Annotated in this window: 14 protein-coding genes; 3 read left to right on the top strand and 11 right to left on the bottom strand. The window is 32.9% G+C overall.

All coding sequences use genetic code 11. The features are described from left to right. Window positions 1-72: 72 nt before the first annotated feature. The 6 genes from DMB68_RS19530 to DMB68_RS19555 all read right to left on the bottom strand — a co-directional run bounded on the left by DMB68_RS19530 (window position 73) and on the right by DMB68_RS19555 (window position 11,727). The gene (locus tag DMB68_RS19530) at window positions 73-828 is read right to left on the bottom strand and encodes a glycoside hydrolase family 16 protein (protein ID WP_110348316.1); all 756 of its coding nucleotides are present in this window, start codon (window positions 826-828) and stop codon (window positions 73-75) included. A gap of 75 nt (window positions 829-903) precedes the next feature. After that, on the bottom strand, window positions 904-2,571 hold the full coding sequence (locus DMB68_RS19535; RefSeq protein ID WP_110348317.1) for a glycoside hydrolase family 16 protein: 1,668 nt from the start codon (window positions 2,569-2,571) through the stop codon (window positions 904-906). 11 nt (window positions 2,572-2,582) lie between these two features. After that, the gene (locus DMB68_RS19540; protein WP_110348318.1) at window positions 2,583-4,208 is read right to left on the bottom strand and encodes a PKD domain-containing protein; all 1,626 of its coding nucleotides are present in this window, start codon (window positions 4,206-4,208) and stop codon (window positions 2,583-2,585) included. Window positions 4,209-4,216: 8 nt separating this feature from the next. Beyond that, window positions 4,217-5,731, bottom strand: a complete 1,515-nt coding sequence (locus tag DMB68_RS19545; RefSeq protein ID WP_110348319.1) for a RagB/SusD family nutrient uptake outer membrane protein — start codon at window positions 5,729-5,731, stop codon at window positions 4,217-4,219. Between the two features lie 11 nt (window positions 5,732-5,742). Further along, window positions 5,743-8,802 (bottom strand): SusC/RagA family TonB-linked outer membrane protein, encoded by a 3,060-nt coding sequence (locus tag DMB68_RS19550; protein ID WP_110348320.1) that lies wholly within the window; start codon window positions 8,800-8,802, stop codon window positions 5,743-5,745. 240 nt (window positions 8,803-9,042) lie between these two features. Further along, window positions 9,043-11,727 carry a triple tyrosine motif-containing protein gene (locus tag DMB68_RS19555; RefSeq protein WP_449404080.1) on the bottom strand — a complete coding sequence of 895 codons (2,685 nt, stop codon included), beginning with the start codon at window positions 11,725-11,727 and terminating at the stop codon, window positions 9,043-9,045. Between the two features lie 306 nt (window positions 11,728-12,033). Here DMB68_RS19555 and uvrA point away from each other — a divergent pair, with 306 nt between their 5' ends. After that, window positions 12,034-14,832 (top strand): excinuclease ABC subunit UvrA, encoded by a 2,799-nt coding sequence (gene uvrA, locus DMB68_RS19560; RefSeq protein ID WP_110348322.1) that lies wholly within the window; start codon window positions 12,034-12,036, stop codon window positions 14,830-14,832. Between the two features lie 82 nt (window positions 14,833-14,914). On the opposite strand, the gene DMB68_RS19565 is transcribed toward uvrA, so the two are convergent. From DMB68_RS19565 to DMB68_RS19585, 5 genes are all read right to left on the bottom strand, one after another. Continuing rightward, a complete protein-coding gene (locus DMB68_RS19565; protein WP_110348323.1) occupies window positions 14,915-15,214 on the bottom strand; it encodes a hypothetical protein in 300 nt (99 codons plus the stop codon). A gap of 244 nt (window positions 15,215-15,458) precedes the next feature. Continuing rightward, window positions 15,459-16,928 (bottom strand): oligosaccharide flippase family protein, encoded by a 1,470-nt coding sequence (locus DMB68_RS19570; RefSeq protein WP_110348324.1) that lies wholly within the window; start codon window positions 16,926-16,928, stop codon window positions 15,459-15,461. A 39-nt stretch (window positions 16,929-16,967) separates the two neighbouring features. Further along, window positions 16,968-18,257 (bottom strand): glycosyltransferase family 4 protein, encoded by a 1,290-nt coding sequence (locus tag DMB68_RS19575; RefSeq protein ID WP_110348325.1) that lies wholly within the window; start codon window positions 18,255-18,257, stop codon window positions 16,968-16,970. A gap of 57 nt (window positions 18,258-18,314) precedes the next feature. Further along, complete coding sequence (locus DMB68_RS19580) at window positions 18,315-20,771, bottom strand: YfhO family protein (RefSeq protein ID WP_110348326.1); 2,457 nt, start codon at window positions 20,769-20,771, stop codon at window positions 18,315-18,317. 51 nt (window positions 20,772-20,822) lie between these two features. Next, a complete protein-coding gene (locus tag DMB68_RS19585; protein ID WP_110348403.1) occupies window positions 20,823-21,107 on the bottom strand; it encodes a DUF4834 family protein in 285 nt (94 codons plus the stop codon). 123 nt (window positions 21,108-21,230) lie between these two features. On the opposite strand from DMB68_RS19585, the gene DMB68_RS19590 reads away from it, so the two are divergent. Both DMB68_RS19590 and DMB68_RS19595 read left to right on the top strand, forming a co-directional pair. Then, the gene (locus tag DMB68_RS19590; RefSeq protein ID WP_110348327.1) at window positions 21,231-22,262 is read left to right on the top strand and encodes a transporter; all 1,032 of its coding nucleotides are present in this window, start codon (window positions 21,231-21,233) and stop codon (window positions 22,260-22,262) included. Window positions 22,263-22,315: 53 nt separating this feature from the next. Beyond that, entirely contained in the window at window positions 22,316-23,446 is a 1,131-nt protein-coding gene (locus DMB68_RS19595) for a GNAT family N-acetyltransferase (RefSeq protein WP_110348328.1), read from the top strand. The last annotated feature ends 5 nt before the right edge of the window (window positions 23,447-23,451 follow it).

Below are 23,451 nucleotides of genomic sequence, written 5' to 3' on the forward strand. Positions count from 1 at the left end.
GAGAAGTGCAATTATTTAAATTACTTATTACAAACAAGTTACACTCCTTTTTTTAACAGTACTTATTTTATATTATTGGTACACACGAACATAATCAACATAGAATTTTTGAGGCAATACAGTATCATCAACAGCTGGTCCTCCAAAATTTCCTCCAATTGCTAAATTAACAATGATGTAAAATGGCTTATTAAAAGGCCATGTATCATCATTTTTAACTTCGGGATTGAAAGTGTAGACGAGAATTTCATCAACGAAAAAATCAATTTTATCTTTATCCCATTCGATTGCATAAACATGATATCCTTCTTCTATGTTTAGAAATTCGGTTCTTTTGGTATTGATGGTATTTCCATGGCTGTCCTGAGTATGTAAGGTTGTATATACCATGTGAGGATCTCTTCCTATATATTCTAAAATATCAATTTCACCTGTTTTAGGCCATTTTACCTCATCAATATTAGCACCTAACATCCAAAATGCAGGCCATAAACCATGACCAACAGGCAGTTTTGCTCTTGCTTCGATTCGGCCATACAAAAATTCTTTTTTTCCTTTAGTTGTGATTTTTGTAGAAGTATATTTTTCTCCTTCTTTTCGGGCTTCAATAATTAAATTACCGTCTTTTATTTCATGATTTATTTTTGTATAAAGTTGTCTCTCATTATTTCCCCAACCACAAAGAATTGGGCAACCATCACCGAGTTCAAAATTCCAAACAGATTCGTTTATCTTCTTACTAAAATTTTCTTCCCAAATCAGTTTTCTTTTTGCTTGTTGGGCCATGCAAAAACTACTTATTATAAAAAGCAACATTACTTTTTTCATGCCAATATTTTTTAAATTATAAATTAGGAAGGCCAGTAAAAAACTGACCTTCCAATTTTATTTTTACTAATTAATTTATTGATAAACCCTTACATAATCAATCTCCATTGAAGACTGCGTGAAAGCGGGATCAATATTTCCTCCCAGGTTTCCTCCCATTGCAACGTTTAATATTAAAAAGAAATCGCTGTTGAATGGTAATGACGCTGAATTAACAACTGAATGGATGAGTGTATCATCAGCATATATTTTTATGGATGCAGCACTCCAAACTGCTTTGTATACATGGAATTCCGTTGAAACATTTGCAATTGTTTTACTGCCCGAGTCAGCACTTCCTCCAGAACGGCCTGGGTAATGGAATGTCCCAAGCACAACATTTTGATTGTTTCCGACATGTTCCATAATATCAATTTCTCCACAGGCAGGCCATGGCTTTGTTGCATAATTTTGACCTAACATCCAGATTGCCGGCCATGTTCCGGCGCCTATAGGAAGTTTAGCCCTAATTTCTACTTTTCCGTAAGTAAACTTGAATTTGTTGTCACTCACTAATCTTGCTGATGAATAAGCCTGACCTCCGGAAGCTTCTTTTTTAGCTGTAATTTTAAGGCTTCCACCCTGAACAACAACATTTGTTGCAGAATTAGTATAATTTTGTTTTTCATTATTTCCCCAGCCATTGTCTCCTGTACCTAAATTATACCCCCATTTTGCAGCGTCAGGAGCACCATCAGTATTAAATTCATCAGACCAAACTAAATTGGTATAATCTACATCTGTATCCGGAACCTGCGTAGGTTTTGTTGTTGTAAATATATGATACCATGCCAATGCAGAATTATTTCCCATAACAGCTCTTACAACCATTCTATTAGCTGTAATTGATAAAATCTCATAAGAACTCTGTCCAATGTAATACCCCATGAAACCTCCATCAGAGAAGTTTAACATCGTTCCGCGAGTTTGTGTCGCATGATTAGCATTTTTTGTAACAACAGATTCTGATGGGCTTAATGAAACCGTTTTTACTCCGCCTGCATTGTATGCCAGACAAGCATCATCAGGTGAACTTCCTCCTGCTACACTTGCAAAAGAAGCATTAAAGAAAGTCGAACCGCCATTGTTCAACTCGTATTTTAATTGTTCTCCATCCAAAGAAAAAGTCAATACATTTTCATACAAACAACTGCTTGCAGGTGAGCCAGCTTTTTCAAATGGGCCTGCCTGATAATAGTTGGCAAAATAATTTTTAGTTGCATCCCCATCATTTTGCCCCACTCCTAAATGCCCTGGCTCAGAAGCTGACCAATACCATTTTTTAGATGTTCCTCCAGTTAAGAAATTAACTGCATCAGGGTCACTGAAATTACTTAAAACCTCAACTTCAATTGTAGTATTGGTAGCAACACCACCTTTTCCGTAGGCAACGGCTGTAACAATATATTTATTTACACCTGTTTTGGTAAATCTTTTATCAAAATGCCCTCCAGGAGAATTTTCGGAAGTTCCATCACTAAATACGTATTTATATGAAATCACATCATCACCTGTAGCTACAAGCTTAACAATTCCTGATCCGTCTCCATAAGGTTCTGCTACTGTTTTTCCAACAATTTCTGCTGTTATCTGGATATTTGTTGGAGCAGTTATGTCTCCAAACGTGTAATCATCTTTTTGACAACCCGTCATCAGGAGAATCGCAAATAAGGATACTATTTTTATGATTATTTTTTTGCTCATGATTTCTTATTTTAATTGGATTGTTTTATATCATCGAAGTAATAGATAGAACCTGTTCCCATTTGTCCGAAGTCCGGAAACAAAATTACTCTGTCGTATTTATTTGCGGTACTAAAATTTGGAGCTGTAGTCAGATCAAACGTTAATACCTGCCATGCATTTGCTGTTGTTGTAGTTGCATGTGCTTCAAAAAATACCGTTGGATTTCCATTTCCGTCTTTTGGAGATGTTGAAACTTCCATTTTGTATAAAATATCTGCACCAACTTTAGGAGACCACACATTTACTTTTACAGTAGTACCTTTAGTAAAATCAATTGTGTTTTCTAAATTCAGACTCGCACCAGCCCAAACCTGAGCTCCTGATGTTTTCTCAATTTTAACTACTTTGTTTGATGTGTTAGCTCCTGTTTTATCAGGATTTACTACTACAGAAACCGGAATTGGCCCAAAACCTGCATCTCCAAAACCGCCCCAGGCATAAGTTAAACTAGCTGATTCGAAATCAAGAGGTAATTGTACCGATTGAGCAGCAGTTTTGTAAAAATAAATATTATCAATAAATACTGTTCCACCAGCCCAAGGTGTTCCAACCAATTTTAATTGAAAAATTTTATCAACTGACAATCCCTGGCTTGTAAATGCTGAAATTGGAATATCAATACTTGTCCACTGATTTGCCGTAAGATCTTTTGTTACAGGCTTTTCTGAAGGACCAACATTAATCAATGAAGTTTCAATTTTCTGTAAATCTGCAGTCCAGACATCCATATGCAAATACTCCATACCGGAAACATCTATTGATGTACCATCTGCCAACGCAATTCCCTGATAGCTTAGTTTTATATAATTCAACATTTTATCTCCGTTCAAATCAAATTCTGTCCAGCTGCTGCCTTGTCCAGCCTGACCCCAATCAGGGAAATAATTAATTCCTGCAACATTATTATACTTAGAACCATAAATAGAAATCACATCTCCCGCCTGTCTGTTTGGCGGAGTCGGGGCAGCTGATGTTGGATTAAGTACAAGTTTCGCAGTAACTTCAGTGGTATATTCTGTGGTTGCAATGGCAGCGCTTTTTGAAACCACGCGAACTGTATACACTCCAGCATTTTGGTATGTATAGGAAACTGATTCGCCGTTATTAGCCGAAATTGGATCCGGTTTTCCTGCTTCTCCAAAATAAACATCATAAAACAAAGCATAATCTGCGCTTGCTTTAACTGTTACTTTTTTAGATACTGATAAATCATTGGTTACAACAACTATTAAATTTTCCGGAGCTTTAAAAGAGACTACCACTTGCTGATTTGCTTCAGTGGTTTCTCCATTTAATCCCATTGCTATAATTTTAGCCGTATAAACGCCCTCTGTATATGCATGTGTCACGGTAGCTCCCGGCGAAATATATTCCGAAACGGCACTTCCATCACCAAAATCAACTTTGTATTGTGTTGCTCCTTCTCCCTTAGGCAAAAAAGTAACCTTGCCTGAATTATCCTGTGTTACCGTAGTCAAAGCAGATATATTTTCCGGTGAAGCTATACCATCCAAATCAATATCACTATTGTCGCTTGCACAACCCATCAGGATTGTCAAAACGAAAAAACTTATAATAAAATGTATTTTTTTCATAATTGATGTTATTTAATATATCCCGGATTTTGTTGCCAGTTTCCGGCTGAAAATTGAATTTCTTCAATTGGAATCGGAAATAATTCATTTTTATTAGCCTGAAAACCAGGAATTTTCCCAACTGCTTTTCCTGTTCTCACTAAATCAAAGAAACGATGTCCTTCACCAAAAAGCTCCAGTCTTCTTTCTGCTAAAATAAAGTCGGTTAATGCCACTCCTGATGCCGATATATTATGATTAGTATCTCCAAAAGCACGTTTTCTAACTTCATTCAAATATGTTCTTGCTTTGCCATCATCAATCCCTCCTCTGTTATAAGCTTCAGCTGCCATTAACAAAACATCAGCGTAACGGATTGCTCTGTAATTATTCGGATTTGTCAAATTCAAATCTCCGGCTGCATTCCCACTTCTTTTTCTTGGCAAATATTTTCGGTTAAAAAAACCTGTGTCTTCATTTCCTTTACCGAATATAATTCCTTTCTCTCCCTTTGCATTAACATAATTAGCATTTGCAGCTGCCCAGGCAGTAATATCCAGAATCGCTACATTTTTACGTTTATCACCTACCTCAAAAGCATCAGCACTTTCCTGAGTCGGAACATTAAAACTAAAACCTGAGGTAAAAAGAGGCCCGTCATAACCTCTTACTCCACTAAAACCAACAGCCACATTTCCTTCACTACATTGTAAACATGTAAAACCTGCACCTTCAACATCAGTATACTGAATTTCAAAAACAGATTCCGGCCCGTTTTCTCCCTCCATTTCGAATAATTTATTATAATCTGATTCTAAAGAATACGGAGAAGTACTTATTAAACTTTCTAAAGTTGTCGCTGCCTGCGGGAATTTATTTTGATACAAATAAGCTTTCCCTAATAATGCCTGAGCTGCTCCTTTTGTAACCCTTCCTTTATGAGCTGCTGTTGGAGATAAATTAGCAACCGCAAAAATTAAATCAGCTTCAATTACTGCATAAACCTCCTGAACTGAAGAGCGCGGTATTTTAGTTTCATCGCCAAGCTTAAATCTCGCATCTCCCTTCATCGGGATACCTCCAAACCATTTTACTAATTCAAATTGGTAGTAAGCTCTAAGAAAACGTGCTTCTGCTATAATCTGTGTCTTTCCTTCAAAATCTATTTTATTCTGAAATTCAAGTATATAATTCGCTCTTTGTACACCTGCAAACATCCAATCCCATATATTTTTAAGATTACTGTTTGTCGGAGTATGAATCATATCGTCAATTTGCTGCCAACCGATAACATCTGTAGGGCTTTCTCCACCGCATAAAGTATTATCTGAAGCAATTTCTCCCAGCAAAACATTTGCGTATGATGACTGTAGCAAATCATAAGCAGCTATCAATGCATCATTAAAGTCTTCTTCTGAATTAAAATAATTCTCTACATCTATAGAATAAGGTGGCTTGGTTTCTACAAAATCATCTGAACAAGAAATAAAAATGGTTGAAAACAGCATTCCTGTTAAAAGAAATATGTATATATATTTTTTCATTTTGATAACAATTAAAAGTTAAGATTTAGTCCCAAAAGATAAGTTCTTGGCATTGGATAGAATCCATAATCAATTCCGGCACCAATTGGAGACTGAGAAACCTGGTCTCTATTAGTTGGACCAACTGACGCTCCCGGGTCAAACCCTCTGTATTTGGTAAATGTGTATAAATTATTTACTGCTCCATAAAGTCTTAATTTTGAAATACCCACTTTTTGAGTAAGTGAAGGACTCAAAGTATATCCCAATTGTATATTTTGTATTCTTAAATAAGAGGCATCTTCAACATAATATTCAGAAAAATTATTATTTGCAGTAGCTCCGGTAGTTACTCTTGGAATTGAATTAGAAGTTCCCTCTCCTGTCCATCTTCCTAAAACATAATTTAAATGATTTACATCTGTTAAATTTCTTTCGTAATTACGAACCATATCATTACCAATTGAAGCAAATGTATAAAGTGCAAAATCAAAGTTCTTATAATTCATTTGCAAATTAAAGCCCATTGTTGCTTCAGGAATCGGGTCGCCAATATTCGTTTTGTCATTAGTATCGATTACCCCGTCATTATTAACATCAACAAAGCGAATATCACCCGGAGCAGCATTAGCTCCTAATGCTAACTGAGAAGGATGTGCATTAACTTCGGCTTGATTTTGGAAAATTCCATCCGTTTTATAACCATAAAAATATCCAATTGGTTTTCCAACTTCCATACGAGAAGGCGGTTGCTGTCCGACTGCAAATGCTCCTCCTTCAATAAAACCAGTACCATTGTTTACTTTTATAACTTCATTTTTTATAAAAGTTACATTATACCCAACATTCATTGAAAAAGAATCTGAAAATTTCTCCTTGTAGTCTATTGCAAATTCAAAACCTGAGTTTCTTACAGTACCAGCATTGACTGTTGGTGCGCTTGCCCCGGGTGCTCCAGTACCATTAATTCCTGAAACAGGAATATTTGGAATCAATAAATCTTTTCTGGTATCAATAAAATAATCAGTAACTATAGATACTTTATCATTAAATAACTTTAGATCTGCACCCACATCAAATTTTTGGGCTTCTTCCCATTTTATATTAGGATTTGGTAGTTGTCCCTGAGCTCTTCCTCCACTTAATTCGCCATCGAATACATAAGTTGCTTCACCATTTAAAATTCCTATATACCCGTAATTAGGAATTTGGTCATTTCCTAAAGTACCGTAACTTGCCCTAAATTTCAAAAAATTAATAGTTTTTGATTCTCCAAAGAAGCCTTCGTCAGAAACAACCCAGCCTCCTGTAACAGAAGGAAAATATCCTACTTTATTTCCAGGGCCAAATTTAGTTGAAGCATCCCTTCTTACCATTGCTGATAATAGATACTTGCCTTTATAGTCGTACTGAGCTCTTGCAAAATAGGACAATCTTCTTTGATCATAAGTGTAAGAACGACTAGTCAAAACTTTTGAAATCGTTGTTATTAAATCCAGATCAGCAAATTCCCATGAATTATAAGGTACATCATAACCAGTACCAGAAAGACCTTTGCCCCACGTCTTATATATTGTTGTCCCAATTGTACCGGCAATGTTATGGTTCTCTCCAATTTTATTAGTGTATGTTCCAAAAAGGTCAAAAGAATAATCATTATCATTTACAGTACTTTGCGTTACTGAACTTTGTACTACATCAAATACTTTTCCTCCATAACTGATTTGTTTTGCAAATTCTTTTCTTTCACTATTTGAAGTATTAAAACCAAATGAACTTGATAGTACAAAACCTTTAAAAATTTTATAATCAAAGCCAAAATTTCCGTTGATTTTTTTATAATTATAATCATTATAGGTATTTTCAATTTGTGCTAAAGGATTGATAATCTCGTTTCCTAAAGAATTTGGAATTATTGTAAAATCGCCATTTGCATCATATGCGCTAAATGTTGCAGGAATATTCAAAGCATTGAACAAAACTGATCCCAAACCATTTTCATTTAATGTTTTTCTGGTGAAATAGGTATAAATAACATTTGTTTTAACTTTTAGTTTCTCACTTACATCAGCACCTAATGCTACTCTGGCTGTATTTCGCAGAAAACCGGATTTGTCTCCGCCTACAATCCCTTCCTGATCTAAATGTGAACCACTTACTGCATAACTAATTTTCTCAGAACCTCCAGAAATAGAGATATCATGATTAATAATAGGAACTCCTTTACCAAAAACTTCATCCTGCCAGTCAGTACCTTTCCCTAAACCGGTAACATTCGGATAAGGAAGCGGTTTTCCTCCGTTAGCATAACTTTCATTTAATAAAAGGGCATATTCCGTAGCATTCAGAGTTGGTAATTTCCTTGACGTTTCCTGAAACCCTGTATAAGTATTGTACACAACTTTGGGTTTTGAATTTTTTTTACCCATTTTAGTTGTAACTAAAATAACTCCATTTGCTCCAATCGTACCATAGATAGCTGCCTGTGCATCTTTTAAAACGGTAATAGTTTCGATATCATTTGGATTTAACAAACCTAAATCTCCAACATAGCCATCAATAATAGCTGTTGGTTTGTTTTCTCCATTAGTAGCAATACCACGTATACGAATGTCTAATCCTGCACCGGGAGCACCTGATTGTGAAGTTACATTTACACCCGAAATAGTTCCTTGTAACGCTTGTTCTACTTTAATAGGTTTTAATGTTTCGATAGTCTTGCTGTCAACAATGGCCACTGCTCCTGTAACTTCCCTCTTTTTTTGGCTTCCGTAACCAATTACAACAACTTCTTCCAATGACTTTGCATCATCACTCATCTTAACAGTAATCTTGTTACTCGAAACCGAAACTTCCTGAGTTCGGAAACCAATGTAACTTAAAACAATTACAGTACCTTTTGACAGGCCTGATAATTTAAACGATCCGTCAAAATCTGTGGTTGTACTTTGTGATGAACTTTTAACTTTTACATTTACTCCAGGTAATGACATTCCCGAGGCATCCAGCACCGTACCATTTACATCAAATGTCTGCGAAAACGCAAAAGAGGTAAATAGCAGCAATACCATTAATAATAATTTTGGTTTCATAATTTAGTTAGTTTTTATTTAATGCTAAAAGTATTCTATCTCTTTGATAAAAAGACAAAATTAACCTCAACAAAAAACATACATCGTAAAAAAACCAATATTAAAATAAACATGCATTAAAAAAACCTCTATTTAATAACAATTCAGCAATGTTAATTTCCTTAACAATTAAGTGTAAAAATCACAATAAAAGGTTAATGTTGAGGTAATGTATAGTTGTTTTTTAGCTTATTTCACTGACTATACAGATAAAATATATTCTACTAAACCTATTTCGTGCTGTAAATCCATTTTTTTTCGTAATCGATATCTTTTTATTTCAACACTTCGTACCGAAATATTAAACAATGGCGCAATCTCTTTTGAAGAAAGATTCAATCGCAGGTATGCGCAAAGTCGCAAATCATTTGGAGTAAGGAGTGGATGGATTACTTTAATTCTTTTTAGAAAGTCTTTATCAGCATTATCAAAAGCTTCTTTAAAAACTTTCCAGGAATCTTCCTCGGTAATATTATCATTTATCGTTCTAATTACCGATTTTATATTTTTATCATCATTTTGAGTAGTTTTCTTCAAATCTTCTTTAATAAAAGCCAAAAGCTCATTTTTACTATTCAGACTCATTGTTGAAACTGCCAATTCGCGATTTTTATTATCTACATCTTGTGATAATTGTTCATTTCGAAGCTGCATTAATTGCTGTTCGTTTTCAAGCTCTTTAATTTCTAACAACAAGTTATTCTCTTCAATCAATTTCTCTTTTTGTTTTTGATAAAAATTCCGGTAAGCTTTATTTATAAAATACCCAATAATAACAAGAATTAACAAATAAATAAAACAAGCGACATTGGTTAAATACCAAGGCTTTAAAATTACAAAAGTATAATTAGCTGTGTTTTGTAAAAGTGTGTTGGCATATTTTGCACGAACTTTGAAAGTATATTTTCCTGGTGGTAAATTTTTAAAATTCACCGAAGATTTTGTACTCCATTCACTCCACTCATTCTGGAAACCTTCCAACAGATACTGATATTCTGAATTGATATATTTATTGTATTCCGGAACAGTATAATTTAAAGTAATATTGTTTTCATTCGATTCAAATCTTCCTTCATCATTTAAAACAACATTTTTTAAAGCCTGATTTTGCTCGTTAATTAAAATTTCTGAAATTGAAACGGTATAGTTTTTAAAACTTAGATCATCAATATTAAGCGTATAATAACCATCTGTAGTACCAATTAAATAAGTTGATTTTGAAATTTGAGTAATATTTTCAAAACCCAACATTGAATTCGTTAAAGAGGATGGAATTGGGATAACATTTTGCTTTAATTGATTACTTAGCTTACTGGCAGAAAAATAATGAATGTAATTTTTAGAAAAAAGCCAGATTTTATTTGATTGGTCTACAATTAATTTTCCCGACGTATATTCATCCTTTTCAAAAATAGAACTCAGTAATTTATCTTTTTCAAATTGTTTTGTAACTGAATTTAGTTTAAAAATACCATCTTTATAAGCATAATAAATGGCATTATTAAATTTCGTCAGACCTGCATTTTTTCCTTTATTAGGAGAAGAATAAGCATGAAAATCTTCTGCTTTTGAAAAAGAATAATCAGGTTTAAACCTAAAGATTCCTTTGTATTCGTGGCTTACATACACTTCCAGGCCTGGAGCAATTTCAAAATAACGCGACGAATAATTAAAACCTTCGATTTTATTTTTAAATCGCCATTGATTATTAGCTTTCTCTAAAACCGAAATACCATAATAATTTCCCTGAAGCAAAATATTTTTATTGTTTGGAACAGCCTCAAACTTCCATGTTCCTGAACTTCGAAATATATTTTTGGCCGATGTATTTTCTACAATAAAAGTTCCCGAATCGTGTCCGCAGAAAAGTGTATTATCATATTCAAATAATGACCAGACTTGCCCTTTTGTTCCATTAACAAAATCAAAATCCCCCGTGCTTTGATATTTTTTACAAAACAATCCCTGATTTGTTCCTACATACAGCATTCCGTTATGTGCAATTGAAGCATAAACAGTTCCTAAAACGCCTGTATCATCTGTAAAACTGTGCACAGGGGTCTGAAGATTGATACAATTAATTCCGTTATCAAGGCCAATCCAAACATTCTGGTCTTTATCTTCAAACAGAGACAAAGCGGTATTATTGCTTAATCCTTTACTTTGTGTAATATGATAATTTAGTTTTCCTGTATTTGATAAAATAAAAATTCCGTTAGAAACAGTTCCTAATGCATAACCTCCGTCATGAAGCTTCTGACTGCTATAAACAAAACTTGATTTTATCTGTGCATCTATTTCAGTTGCAAAAGGAGTTAATGATGATCCGACAAGCTTATAAAATCCATCTAATTGTGTTTGAATTAACAAACCTTCGTCTATGGAAAAAACATTTACAATTGTATATTTTTTTAGAATGGGGTTGTTTGAAACCAATTTTCCTTTTCCCCCTTCAATTTCAAAAAGCCCTTCATTTAGCGTTTGATAATAAATCGAATTTTTAGTACCGAATGATTTTACAACACCATTTTTTGGCGAAATAATTTTAAAAGTTTTTGTTTTGGTATCATAAATATAAATTCGGTTCAAAGACTGAAATAAAATCCACTGATCATATTTTAGAATGTTCCAAAACTGTTCGTCATCCAGAATTTTATTTTTGATCGTGTCGCTAAGCGAAGTATATTTTAATTTGCCATCTGATTGCCTGGTCCAATAACCAAAATTCATATAGCAACCTGTATAAATCTTATTATCAATTACTTTTACAGATCGCATAATGGTTTCGTTTGGAGTTGGATATAACTCCCAATTTGTTCCATTATATTCTAAAAGCCCTTCATTATTTGCAAAATAGATTATATTTTGGTCATCCTGCGAAATCATCCAGCTTTGATTTCCTGCGCCATAAACAGTCGAAGGATATTTAATAATTGGTGGTAATTCCTGAGAAAATAAGGTAAAACCTAATAAAGAACAAAGTATGTAAAGTTTCGTTTTCAAATTTATACGGTTAATTTGTTATAAAATCAGTTCTAAAATAGCTTATTTTAAATCAAACCTGCAAATTTTTAATAAATATATCCATAAGAAAAAGTTTGTCTTCCTTAGCTATTCTGTTAAAATTTGGAACAATCTCCTTAACAAAACTGAATTTAAAATTGATTACTTTTGTAGAAATTGACTTTTTTTATGCAAATTGATCTTTCTACACTCGACCCAAAACACAATATCATCATTAAAGGAGCCCAGGTACATAATTTAAAAAATGTAGATGTTGCCATTCCACGAAACAAACTTGTAGTCATCACAGGACTTTCAGGATCAGGAAAGTCAAGTTTGGCATTTGATACTTTATATGCTGAAGGGCAACGTCGTTATGTAGAAAGTTTATCATCATATGCACGCCAATTCTTAGGGCGTTTAGACAAACCTAAAGTAGAATACATTAAAGGAATAGCCCCTGCTATTGCCATTGAGCAAAAGGTAAATACAACAAATGCTCGTTCTACAGTTGGGACTTCTACTGAAATCTACGATTATATCAAACTTTTATTTGCCAGGATTGGACGTACTTATTCGCCGATTTCAGGCAGGGAAGTCAAAAAAAATACGGTAACAGATGTAGTTTCAGATGTAAAAAGTTTTCAACTGGATAGCAAATGGTTATTGCTTGCTCCTATTCATCTTGAAGAAGGCCGCCAGCTCGAAGACAAACTTAAGGTTCTTTTACAACAAGGATTTGCCCGTATTTTAGTTGATAACGAAATGGTTCGTCTGGATGAATTTACACCTACAGATATTCACAAATTAGATAATAAAGATATTTTATTAGTCATTGACAGAATCGTCGTTAAAGAAGAAGAAGAATTCTATAATCGCCTCGCTGATGCTGTACAAACTGCTTTTTTTGAAGGAAAGGGAATTTGTTACCTTCAGGAGTTAGGCTCAGACAAAAGATTTACATATTCAAACAATTTTGAATTAGACGGCATTACGTTCCTTGAACCAAATGTCCATTTATTCAGTTTCAACAATCCTTATGGCGCCTGCCCTGTTTGTGAAGGCTATGGAAATATTATTGGTATTGATGCTGATTTGGTTGTACCAAACACATCATTATCTGTTTTTGAAAGTGCTATTTATCCATGGAGAGGCGAAAGTATGAGCTGGTATAAAGATGAATTTGTAAAACATGCTTATAAATTTGATTTTCCAATTCACAAACCCTTTTTCGAACTCACAGAAGATCAGAAAGATTTAATTTGGAAAGGGAATCAATATTTTCAGGGATTAAACGGTTTCTTTAAGGAACTTGAAGAGAAAAATTACAAAATACAAAATCGTGTAATGTTGTCCCGTTATCGCGGAAAAACAAAATGTAACGCTTGTCGTGGAAAACGCTTACGCGAAGAAGCTTCGTATGTAAAAATAAACGGCAAAACAGTATCTGATTTAGTTGATTTACCAATTAAACATCTGGTGACTTTTTTCAAAAATATAGATTTGAATGTTTACGAACAGCAAATCGCAAAACGTTTGATGATTGAAATCAACAATCGTCTCTCATTTTTGACTGAAGTTGGTTTGGATTATCTTACTTTAAATAGAAATTCAGCCACACTTTCGGGAGGAGAATCTCAAAGAATAAATCTTGCTACTTCGCTGGGAAGCAGTTTAGTTGGATCAATGTATATTCTGGATGAGCCAAGTATTGGCCTGCATCCAAAAGACTCTGAACGATTGATAAAAGTTTTGCTCTCGCTTCGTGATTTAGGGAATACCGTAATTGTGGTTGAACACGATGAAGATATTATGAAAGCTGCTGATATGATTATTGATATTGGTCCTGAAGCAGGAACTTTTGGAGGGAATCTGGTCGCTCAGGGAACCTACGATGAAATTCTAAAATCAGAGTCTTTAACAGCTAAATATTTAAATGGTGATTTAGAGATTTCGGTTCCAAAAAAGAGACGGAAATTCAAAAATCATATTGATATCATTGGTGCACGCGAAAACAATTTGAAGAATATCAATGTTACTTTTCCATTGGATATCTTAACAGTAATTACAGGTGTTTCAGGAAGTGGAAAAAGTACATTAATCAAAAAGATATTATTTCCTGCCATGCAGAAAAAACTAGAAAACGCTGCCGAAAAAGCGGGTCAGTTTAGTGAAATAACAGGCTCTTTTTCGCAAATAAAACATATCGAATATGTTGATCAAAATCCTATTGGAAGAAGTTCGAGGTCAAATCCTGTTACCTACATAAAAGCTTATGATGATATCCGTGATTTGTATGCTAAAGAAAAACTTTCTAAAATAAGAGGTTACCAGGCCAAACATTTTTCTTTTAATGTCGATGGTGGCCGATGTGAAACCTGTAAAGGAGAAGGCTCTATAAACGTTGAAATGGTTTTCATGGCAGATGTTTCTCTACCTTGTGAAACCTGCGGAGGAAAAAGATTCAAAAAAGAAATTCTTGAAATTAATTTCAACGAAAAAAACATCAACGATATTCTAACTATGACTATTGATGATGCTATTGCTTTTTTTGAAAAAAATAAACAGACAAAAATTACTCAAAAACTACAGCCACTTCAGGATGTTGGTTTAGGATATGTGCAGTTAGGACAATCGTCTTCAACACTCTCAGGTGGAGAAGCACAACGTATTAAATTGGCCTCTTTTTTAGTAAAAGGCGCTACGAAAGACAAAGCTTTATTTGTTTTTGACGAACCTACAACAGGATTACATTTTCATGATATCAAAAAATTACTGGCATCGTTTGATGCTCTTATCGAAAAGGGACATTCGATTATTGTAATTGAGCACAATCTTGACCTTATAAAATGTGCCGACTGGATTATTGATTTAGGTCCTGAAGGCGGAGAAAACGGCGGTCATTTATTAGCCACAGGAACACCGGAAGACATTGTAAAAGTGAAAGAATCTGTTACAGGAATTTATTTAAAGGACAAACTAAACTAAATAAATTAGCCACGAATTACTTCTTTTTATTGATTAGTAAAAAGAAATAACTCGTGGCTATTTTTTTAAAATTATTTAATTGCTAAGCAACTAAACATCTTTCTTCAAAAGGAACTCCATCTTCATCTATAGCAACTAAAATCTTTTTTTGTTTAGATGCTTCAACTGTAAGATACAACCAAGCAACTGACCACAAACCTAATGTTAAACAAAAAATTATAAAATTGAATCCATGGTCTACAGCTTTTCCTCCTTTTGAAAGTACAGCAAAGAGCATTTTGTCATTACGCTCTTCAAGTACAAATCCATTATGAACCTTTTTTGAGATCATATTAGAAAATACTTGTAAACTTTCTTCCGGGTTGAATTGATTGTTTTTCATAATAGTTAACTAAAAAATCTTGCTTAATTATTTAAACATTAATTTTTAACAAAAATAAAAAAACTCAACATCTTTAACAATACCCACTTTTAGTGATTTATAAGAAAATTTTTAACATAAAAGAGGATTTGTTATTAATTTGAGAACTTAAAGTTAATTTTTATCTTATAAAATACAAAATAAACAACTGTAAATTTCAATAATAAAACCTATCTATTCAACATATTGAACCCTGTAAATCGTATTAAATACTAATTCCAACTTTTCTTAAAAGACCATCAATAACCTTATTGATATCAGGTGATATATTGAATTTATAATTCAAATAAAGATATAAAATCGTTACAAATATGGATTTTAAACCAATACCAATTAAAGGATAAACCGGAAATTCCCAAAAATAAAAAACTAAAAACAAAACTGTAGTAACTGCCAGAGAATATAAATTCTGTTTTGTAAAAGGATATAAATGAAGTTTTTTAACCACAAAAAGCAATTTAGCTAAGCTATAAAACGTAATAGACAATAAAGTAGCAAATGCTGACCCCATAATACCATAAAGAGGTATAAAAATTACATTTAGAATAAACGTCAATACCACTAAACCTAATCCTAAAAACAATACCGTTTTGTAGTATTTTGTATTAAAAATGATAGCATTATTATTTCCTAAAATCAAATCAAAATATTTTGATAAACCAATCATAAAAACAACCGGCACTCCTCCTCTATATTCTGCTGGAACTATTTCGTATAATTGATTAATATTTACGAAAATGCATAACATTACAAAACCACCAACAATCTGAAGATTTATAGAGGTTTTTTTATATAAATCATTTAGTTCATCATGTTTATTTTCATGCATTAATTTGGCTGTAATCGGATATACAATCTGATGCATTGCACGACTGGGAACAGAAATCACCAAAGCAATATAGGTCGCTACAGAATAATAAGCAATATTCTCAATTTCCATATATTGGTTTAGCATTATTTTATCACCATCTAATAGTAAATTAGCGACACTTCCGGAAAGAATGATATAAAAAGTGTATTCCATTACACTCTTTACATTTTCAGGTATTGTAATTTGAAAATTAGGCCTTTTAATATAAAAAGCATAAAACATCGTAACTAAAAACGCGACAAAATAAATACCTGCAGTCACATAAACAAACTCAACCAGCGTTATCCAATGAAAATACAAACCTATTAAAGCAACTGATGAAAACAACCTTAATCCTACTTCTTTAATAAAATTTCCAAAAACAGAATGCATATGCACTCTTGCCCATGCGTAGAAAATCTCAAAATAAGCCATACATATTCCGATAAACGGAATTAAAAGCATAAATTCTTTTACAACCGGATTTTTCTTTGATACAAAAGCAGTAATATCATCGAAGAAAAAGAGTCCTATAATTCCCAAAGGAATACACATTAATACAGGAAACAATGCCGTAAATGACAAAAATTGTTCTCTTTCTTCTTCTGTTTTGTATTGTGAATAAAATTTTACCAATGTATTTTGCATTCCGATAGCAAACAAAGGCATGATAACATTCGCTGCAGATAATATATAGTTTGTTAATGCATAATACGTTGCACCTAAAAAAACCGGGTATAAATAAAGTGTATTTATGGCTCCAATACCGAAACCTATATAGGTGATGATAGTATTTTTGAAAGACTGATTTAAAACAATACCCATATGTGGATTTATGAATTTAGATTTTAGATTCTTGCACTGTTATGATTGCTTAATCAATTGTGCCAATTGTTTGGTAAGGTTTTTTCTTGAATATTGTTGCAAACCAACCCCGTTTGCTTGTAATTTTCCTTCTAAAAATTGATTATAAAAGTCCAAAATTACACTTTTTAACTTCGTTTTTTCAGAATAATCAAAAAATACTCCCGTATTCGTTTCTTTTATAATATCCGAAAAATCAGAACCTTGCGGACCAATAGCGATTATTGGCCTTTCTGAAACCATATATTCAAACAACTTACCTGGAATAATGCTTTTTGTATCTTCAGAATTAATTTCGATTAAAAGTAAAACCTGAGATTTTTTTTGATGGGCAATTGCCTCATGATGGGATACATATCCAAGAAGATTCAAATAAGAATTCAGATTAAACGCTCCAATAGAATCAAGCACTTCCTGACTTACAGCACCGATTAATTTAATTTCTAAATGCGATTTAAAATCAGGAATTTCGTTTAGCAATTCAACCAAAGATTCCCATAAAAATTTCGGATTTCTATCTGACAAAAAAGAACCTATGTGAGCTAGAGTAAATTTAGTATCTAAGACTTGTTTCTCGACATTTTCAATATCATAACCATTTGTAATGACTGAAATCGGTTTATCTGTTATTGCCTGAAATTCTATTTTAGTCGTTTTACTGGTTACTATAACAGTATCTGCTGAATTGAGAACTTTATATTCTAATTGTTTGTGTTTTTTAGCAGCATAACCTGATAAACGCAGTGCTTTATGATAGCCAATAGTAGTCCATGGATCACGAAAATCGGCAAACCATTTTACATTTAGTTTCTTTTTTAATTCTAAACCAATTAAATGCAAACTGTGCGGGGGTCCGGAAGTAATAATTGTATCAATATTATTTTCCTTAATATACTTTTCAAGATAAGAAACAGAAGGCTTTACCCAAAATACACGTGCATCAGGAATAAATAAATTTCCACGCACCCAAAGAAAAAGTTTGTCAAGAAAACTTTGTTTTTTCTTATTAGGCATAATTCCCGAAGCAATCTTCTTGGTTTTATTTTTTGAAAAAACATAAGCTAGCTGATAAGGCTCCCATATTTTATTTTTAAGAATAATGACTTTATTTGAAATTTCTTTTACTAAACCTTCATCAACAATTGGATAAGTTGGATTTTCAGGAACATAAACAATGGGCTGAATATCAAATTCAGGCAAATATTTCACAAACTTCAACCAACGTTGAACACCTGGTCCTCCCGCAGGCGGAAAATAATAAGTAATTATTAAAAGTTTTTTTTGTTCCATATTCCAATTCCACAGAGATTCAGAAAGTCTCCACCAAGGATCACAAAGATTTTTAAATTATTTTTGAGTGCCTCCGTGATTAATTTGCGAATCTTTGCGAAAGAATTTTTCAAAATAAATTCCTCCAATTAAAAGCAACAAAATACCAATTGAACTTCCTAATGCAATTGCGCTTCCGGTTTTAACAACCTGAGGTTCGAATTTAAATTCAATCGTATGTTTTCCGCCTGGAATTTCCATTGCTCTTAAAACATAATCAACAGGAAAATGATCTGTTAACTGACCGTCAATATATGCATTCCAGCCATTTTTATAATACATTTCAGAGAAAACAGCCAAACCGTCTTTTCCATTGTCTGATTGATATTTGATATAATTTGGTTTGTATTCAATAACTTTAATTGTTCCTGTGTTATCCCATTGTTTTTTCAATCGGGCACTTTTAAATTTAGCTTCATAATCATGAACATTAAATACTGCAACATTTTTAGTATCTAAATTATCTAAAGCTTTCATAACATCATCAGGCTTGTTCACTAATTTTACTGAACTTACAAACCATGCGTTCCCATTCGCTTCAGGATTTGCGACCGGAACTTCATTTCCTTCTTTATCTGTTTGAATTACATACTTAACATTTAACATATTAAGAACTTCAATATTACCCTTTTGAATTTGATAATCCATCAACTGTTGCATTCTTCTTGGTCGTACAGCACTATAACCGCCAATTGTTTTATGGAAATACGAAGACCTCCCTTGCAATTGTCCCTGCACATCAAAAACACGATAAATCGATTTGTCTTCCAAAATTTTCGTATCAATTGGTGTTTCCTGAAAAGGAGCTGCAATTTGTACAGGACTTACAAAATCTTTAGCAGAAACATATCTTTTATCCACAAAAAACAAATCGAAAATCATTAAGATACCTATAAGAATTAACGTTGTATTTTGAGCAAGTTTATTTTTGATGAACATCCATAAAATTCCAAATGTCACAACTATAAAAAAACCTGAGCGTAATAAGTCTGCTGAATACAAACTCATTCGATCTTCCTTTAAGGCATCTACAAAAGCAGGCCCGTAACTTTGCAAGTAAGCATTATCACTCATTCCCGTAAAATGGAACATGCTTTTAGCAAATACTAAAATCAATAAAACGCCAATACCAAATACCCCTGTTTGGACTAATGCTTTTTGCTGCAGTTTCGGCTCGTTTTTTGCATTAAAAAAAGATTGTAATCCCATAACCGCAAGTACAGGAATACACAATTCTAATATAACCTGAATAGAAGATACTGCTCTAAATTTATCATACATCGGAACGTATTCGATAAAAAAGTTAGTCAAGACTGAGAAATTTTTACCCCATGAAAGCATCAGCGTAAATAAAGCACCTGCAAGAAATACATATTTAATCTTTCTTTCATCAATAAACAACGCCAGAACAGCTAAAAAGAAAACCACAACACCAATGTAAGCTGGTGCAGAAACTATTGGCTGATCTCCCCAATAAGTAGGCATTCCTGAGACAAAATCCTGTGCCTGACCAGCAGGAACACCTTGTTCAATCATAAACGAATACATACGGCTGTCAGTTCCTACATTTTCATGACTGGAACCTCCAAAAATTCTTGGTGCTATTAAATTTAAACTTTCTGCTATTCCATAACTGTATTCAGTTATGTAATCTGTAGTCATTGACGCTGTTGTAGTATTTTTTGATCCGTCCGGGTTAAAAGTCAATTCACTTTTATCACGAATACTAAATTTAGCATATTCGCTGGTTGCCATCAGATTTGTTGCATTTGCACCAATGGCAAAAATTCCGGCTACAGCCAAAACACCAACCGCAATACCTAGTTCTTTAAATTGTTTTTCTTTAATAAAAATAAAAGCAAAATATCCTGAAAGAATCAATAAGAAAATCAATAGATAATAAGTCATTTGAAAGTGGTTTGCATTTACTTCTAATGCAACCGCCAACATGGTGAGAAGACCTCCCCAAATGTATTTTTTCTGAAATACCAATATAAAACCGGCAATTACCAATGGCATATACGCAATCGCATGTGCTTTTGCATTATGCCCTACTCCAAGTATAATTATCAAATAAGTAGAAAAACCAAACGCAATTGCACCTATAAAAGCTTTTAATGGATCTGTTTTTAAAACCAGAAGCAAACCATAAAAACCTAAGAAATATAAAAATAAATAATCGGCAGGACGTGGTAAAAATCGTAAAACATCATCTAGCTTACCCACGTAATCATTCGGATAATTTGCACCTAATTGATAAGTTGGCATTCCTCCAAAAGCAGAATTCGTCCAATACGGTTCTGTATTTTGAGCTGCCCTAAAGTCATTTTGCTCTTTTGCCATTCCGGTATATTGAGCAATATCAGACTGAAAAATCTGTTTTCCCTGCAAAACAGGATAAAAATAAATTAATGAAACAAGAATAAAGCCCAGAATTACAAGGGCATGCGGATAGAACTTATTTACTATTTTCAATTTTGGGTGGTTTGGTTAAATGATGAATCCTGATAATTTCAGGGTACAAACTTAATCTATTTCTTCGTAATCAACATAATCGCCAACTTTTTTGGTTTCGCGGGGCTTTTTTGCATTAGCAGTATTGATGATTATCTCATCATTATTATTTTGAGTTCTTTGCCATGAATTATTCTGGCTATATTGCTGTTGTCTCTCAAAATTCTCACCTGCTTTCTCAACCGCTTTTTTTACCAGGACTGGTAAAAAGATTTTAGCTAAAAATTTAAAAATATAATAAAAAGCTATTACCCACATTATGGTTTTAAATAACCCTGAAAATGATGCTTCTTGCATAATCGTATAATTTTTTTCAAAATTAATAAAACCATCGTTCAAAATTAAAATATCAATCTTAAATAAATAATAAAATATAGTACATTTGAAAACGTTATTACTTTTTAATCAAAAAATACATATATGTTAAAAATTAAAAACTTTTTGATAGCCTGCCTATTTTTATTCCCACAATACTTTTTTGCTCAACATACAGATGTTATAAATTCAAATCGCCCAGGCGAAACTATGTCAGCTTTTTCTGTTGGAAAATCCGTAATACAAGGTGAAGTTGGTTTTTATGGTATAAATGAAAAACATGATGCACAAGATTATGAAGCCACAGGTTTTGGTACTGACTTTACTCTTCGTTGGGGGCTTTTTCACGAACAGCTTGAATTTATAGCCGATATTCAATATCAAAATGAAAAATTTGAAACCCCAGCAATTACTTTTAGAAAAAGCAACCTAAAACAAACGGTTTTGGGTGCAAAATACTTAATTTACGATCCCTTCAGACGTTACAATAAAAACATCAATATTTACAGCTATAACGCAAATAAAAAATTCAGCTGGCGTCAATTAATTCCGGCAGTTTCAATCTTTGCCGGTGCTAATTTTGTATTCAAAGACAATCCATATGCTTATAATACAAATACACTCAATTATTATTCAACCGAATTCAATATTGCCCCTAAGCTAATGTTGATTACTCAAAATCATTTTGGCGATGGAAGATGGGTACTAGTAACAAATCTTATTGCAGATTACATATCAACCGACAATCCCGGTTTTGGATATGTTCTAACTATAACAAGAGGTTTCAATAGCAAATGGTCTGGCTTCCTTGAAAATCAGGGCTATAAAAGTGACTTATATAGCGATGCTATTATAAGAGGAGGTGCAGCTTATTTATTATCAAGAAATGTACAAGTCGATGCTTCGGTTAGCAAAAATTTAAAAAATTCACCTTCATTACTTTATGGAGGAATTGGCTTTTCTATCCGTTATGATGACAATCATAAAGACAAACTTGTGAATTATGGCAAAGCAAGAAAAGTAAAAAAGACAAAAGACAAAAAGAAGAAAGATAAAAATGCAGTAGAAGAACCAACCGAAGAAGAAATAATAGACTATCAGGAAAAAGAACGTGAAAGAAAATCTAAATATGAATAAGCTTAAATTTATAAGTAGTTTTTTTACTCGAAAATTCAAATAAAAACACATTAATGATTACAATTAAAGAAGCCAAAACAAAAAAGGAATTAACAGAGTATATTAAATTCCCTTTTTCTTTATATAAAGACAATCCATACTGGGTTCCTCCCATTATTTCAGATGAATTGGAATCATTTGATAAAACAAAAAACCCTGCTTTTGAAAACGCTGAAGCTTATTTTTATATGGCCTATAAAAACAACGAAGTTGTTGGGCGAATTACGGCTATCATAAATTGGTCCGAAGTTAATAATCAACATAAAAGGAAAGTTCGTTTTGGCTGGTTTGATGTTATTGATGACATAGAAGTAACTAAGGCATTACTGGAAAAGGTTTATGAATTAGGAAAACAGCACAACCTGGAACACATTGAAGGTCCGATGGGTTTTTCAAATCTGGATAAAGTTGGAGTTTTGACTGAAGGTTTTGACCAGGTAGGAACTATGATTACATGGTATAACTATGAATACTATGTTACACATTTTGAGCAGCTAGGTTTTCAGGTAGAAAAACAATATATAGAAAGTATTTTTCCGTTTTCAAATGTAAAACCAGAATTCTTTTTGAAAGCACAGGAGCTTATCAAAAAACGATATGGTTTAAGGTCCTTAACCTTTACAAAAACAAAAGACATCATGCCACATGTTGACAAAATGTTTGATTTGTTTAATGAATCTTATGAAAAACTAGCTTCATTTGTGGCAATATCTGATGTTCAGAAAGAATATTTTAAAAAGAAATACATTAGCTTCATCAATCCGGAATATATCAAATTTGTTGTTGACAAAGACGATAAATTAATTGCTTTCAGTATTGTAATGCCTAGTTTTACAGAAGCTTTACAGAAAATTAAAGGAAAGCTTTTCCCATTTGGTTTTCTCCAATTATTAAAAGCCAGAAAGCATAGTAAAGATGTTGTTTTCTATCTTATTGGAGTTCACCCGGACTATCAAAACAAAGGAGTCACCGCAATCATATTTGATGAATATTACAAGACTTTTTCAGAAAAAGGAATTCAAAATTGCATCAGAACTCCTGAACTTTTAGAGAACAATGCAATTCATTTATTATGGAAAAATTTTGACCCGAAAATTCATTGTCAAAGAAAAACATATAGAAAAGATTTATCGCAGTGGAAATAAAAAAA

Source organism: Flavobacterium hydrophilum, from assembly GCF_003202405.1.
GTDB classification, from domain to species: Bacteria; Bacteroidota; Bacteroidia; order Flavobacteriales; family Flavobacteriaceae; genus Flavobacterium; species Flavobacterium hydrophilum.

Excerpts from the sequence above, each read along its gene's own strand:
- DMB68_RS19535 (WP_110348317.1), bottom strand. The coding sequence starts at position 2,571 with ATGAGCAAAAAAATAATCATAAAAATAGTATCCTTATTTGCGATTCTC.
- DMB68_RS19555 (WP_449404080.1), bottom strand. The coding sequence starts at position 11,727 with ATGATTTCGCAGGATGACCAAAATATAATCTATTTTGCAAATAATGAA.
- DMB68_RS19590 (WP_110348327.1), top strand. The coding sequence starts at position 21,231 with ATGTTAAAAATTAAAAACTTTTTGATAGCCTGCCTATTTTTATTCCCA.
- DMB68_RS19540 (WP_110348318.1), bottom strand. The coding sequence starts at position 4,208 with ATGAAAAAAATACATTTTATTATAAGTTTTTTCGTTTTGACAATCCTG.
- DMB68_RS19595 (WP_110348328.1), top strand. The coding sequence starts at position 22,316 with ATGATTACAATTAAAGAAGCCAAAACAAAAAAGGAATTAACAGAGTAT.
- DMB68_RS19570 (WP_110348324.1), bottom strand. The coding sequence starts at position 16,928 with ATGGGTATTGTTTTAAATCAGTCTTTCAAAAATACTATCATCACCTAT.
- DMB68_RS19575 (WP_110348325.1), bottom strand. The coding sequence starts at position 18,257 with ATGGAACAAAAAAAACTTTTAATAATTACTTATTATTTTCCGCCTGCG.
- uvrA (WP_110348322.1), top strand. The coding sequence starts at position 12,034 with ATGCAAATTGATCTTTCTACACTCGACCCAAAACACAATATCATCATT.
- DMB68_RS19545 (WP_110348319.1), bottom strand. The coding sequence starts at position 5,731 with ATGAAAAAATATATATACATATTTCTTTTAACAGGAATGCTGTTTTCA.
- DMB68_RS19585 (WP_110348403.1), bottom strand. The coding sequence starts at position 21,107 with ATGCAAGAAGCATCATTTTCAGGGTTATTTAAAACCATAATGTGGGTA.
- DMB68_RS19530 (WP_110348316.1), bottom strand. The coding sequence starts at position 828 with ATGAAAAAAGTAATGTTGCTTTTTATAATAAGTAGTTTTTGCATGGCC.
- DMB68_RS19550 (WP_110348320.1), bottom strand. The coding sequence starts at position 8,802 with ATGAAACCAAAATTATTATTAATGGTATTGCTGCTATTTACCTCTTTT.
- DMB68_RS19565 (WP_110348323.1), bottom strand. The coding sequence starts at position 15,214 with ATGAAAAACAATCAATTCAACCCGGAAGAAAGTTTACAAGTATTTTCT.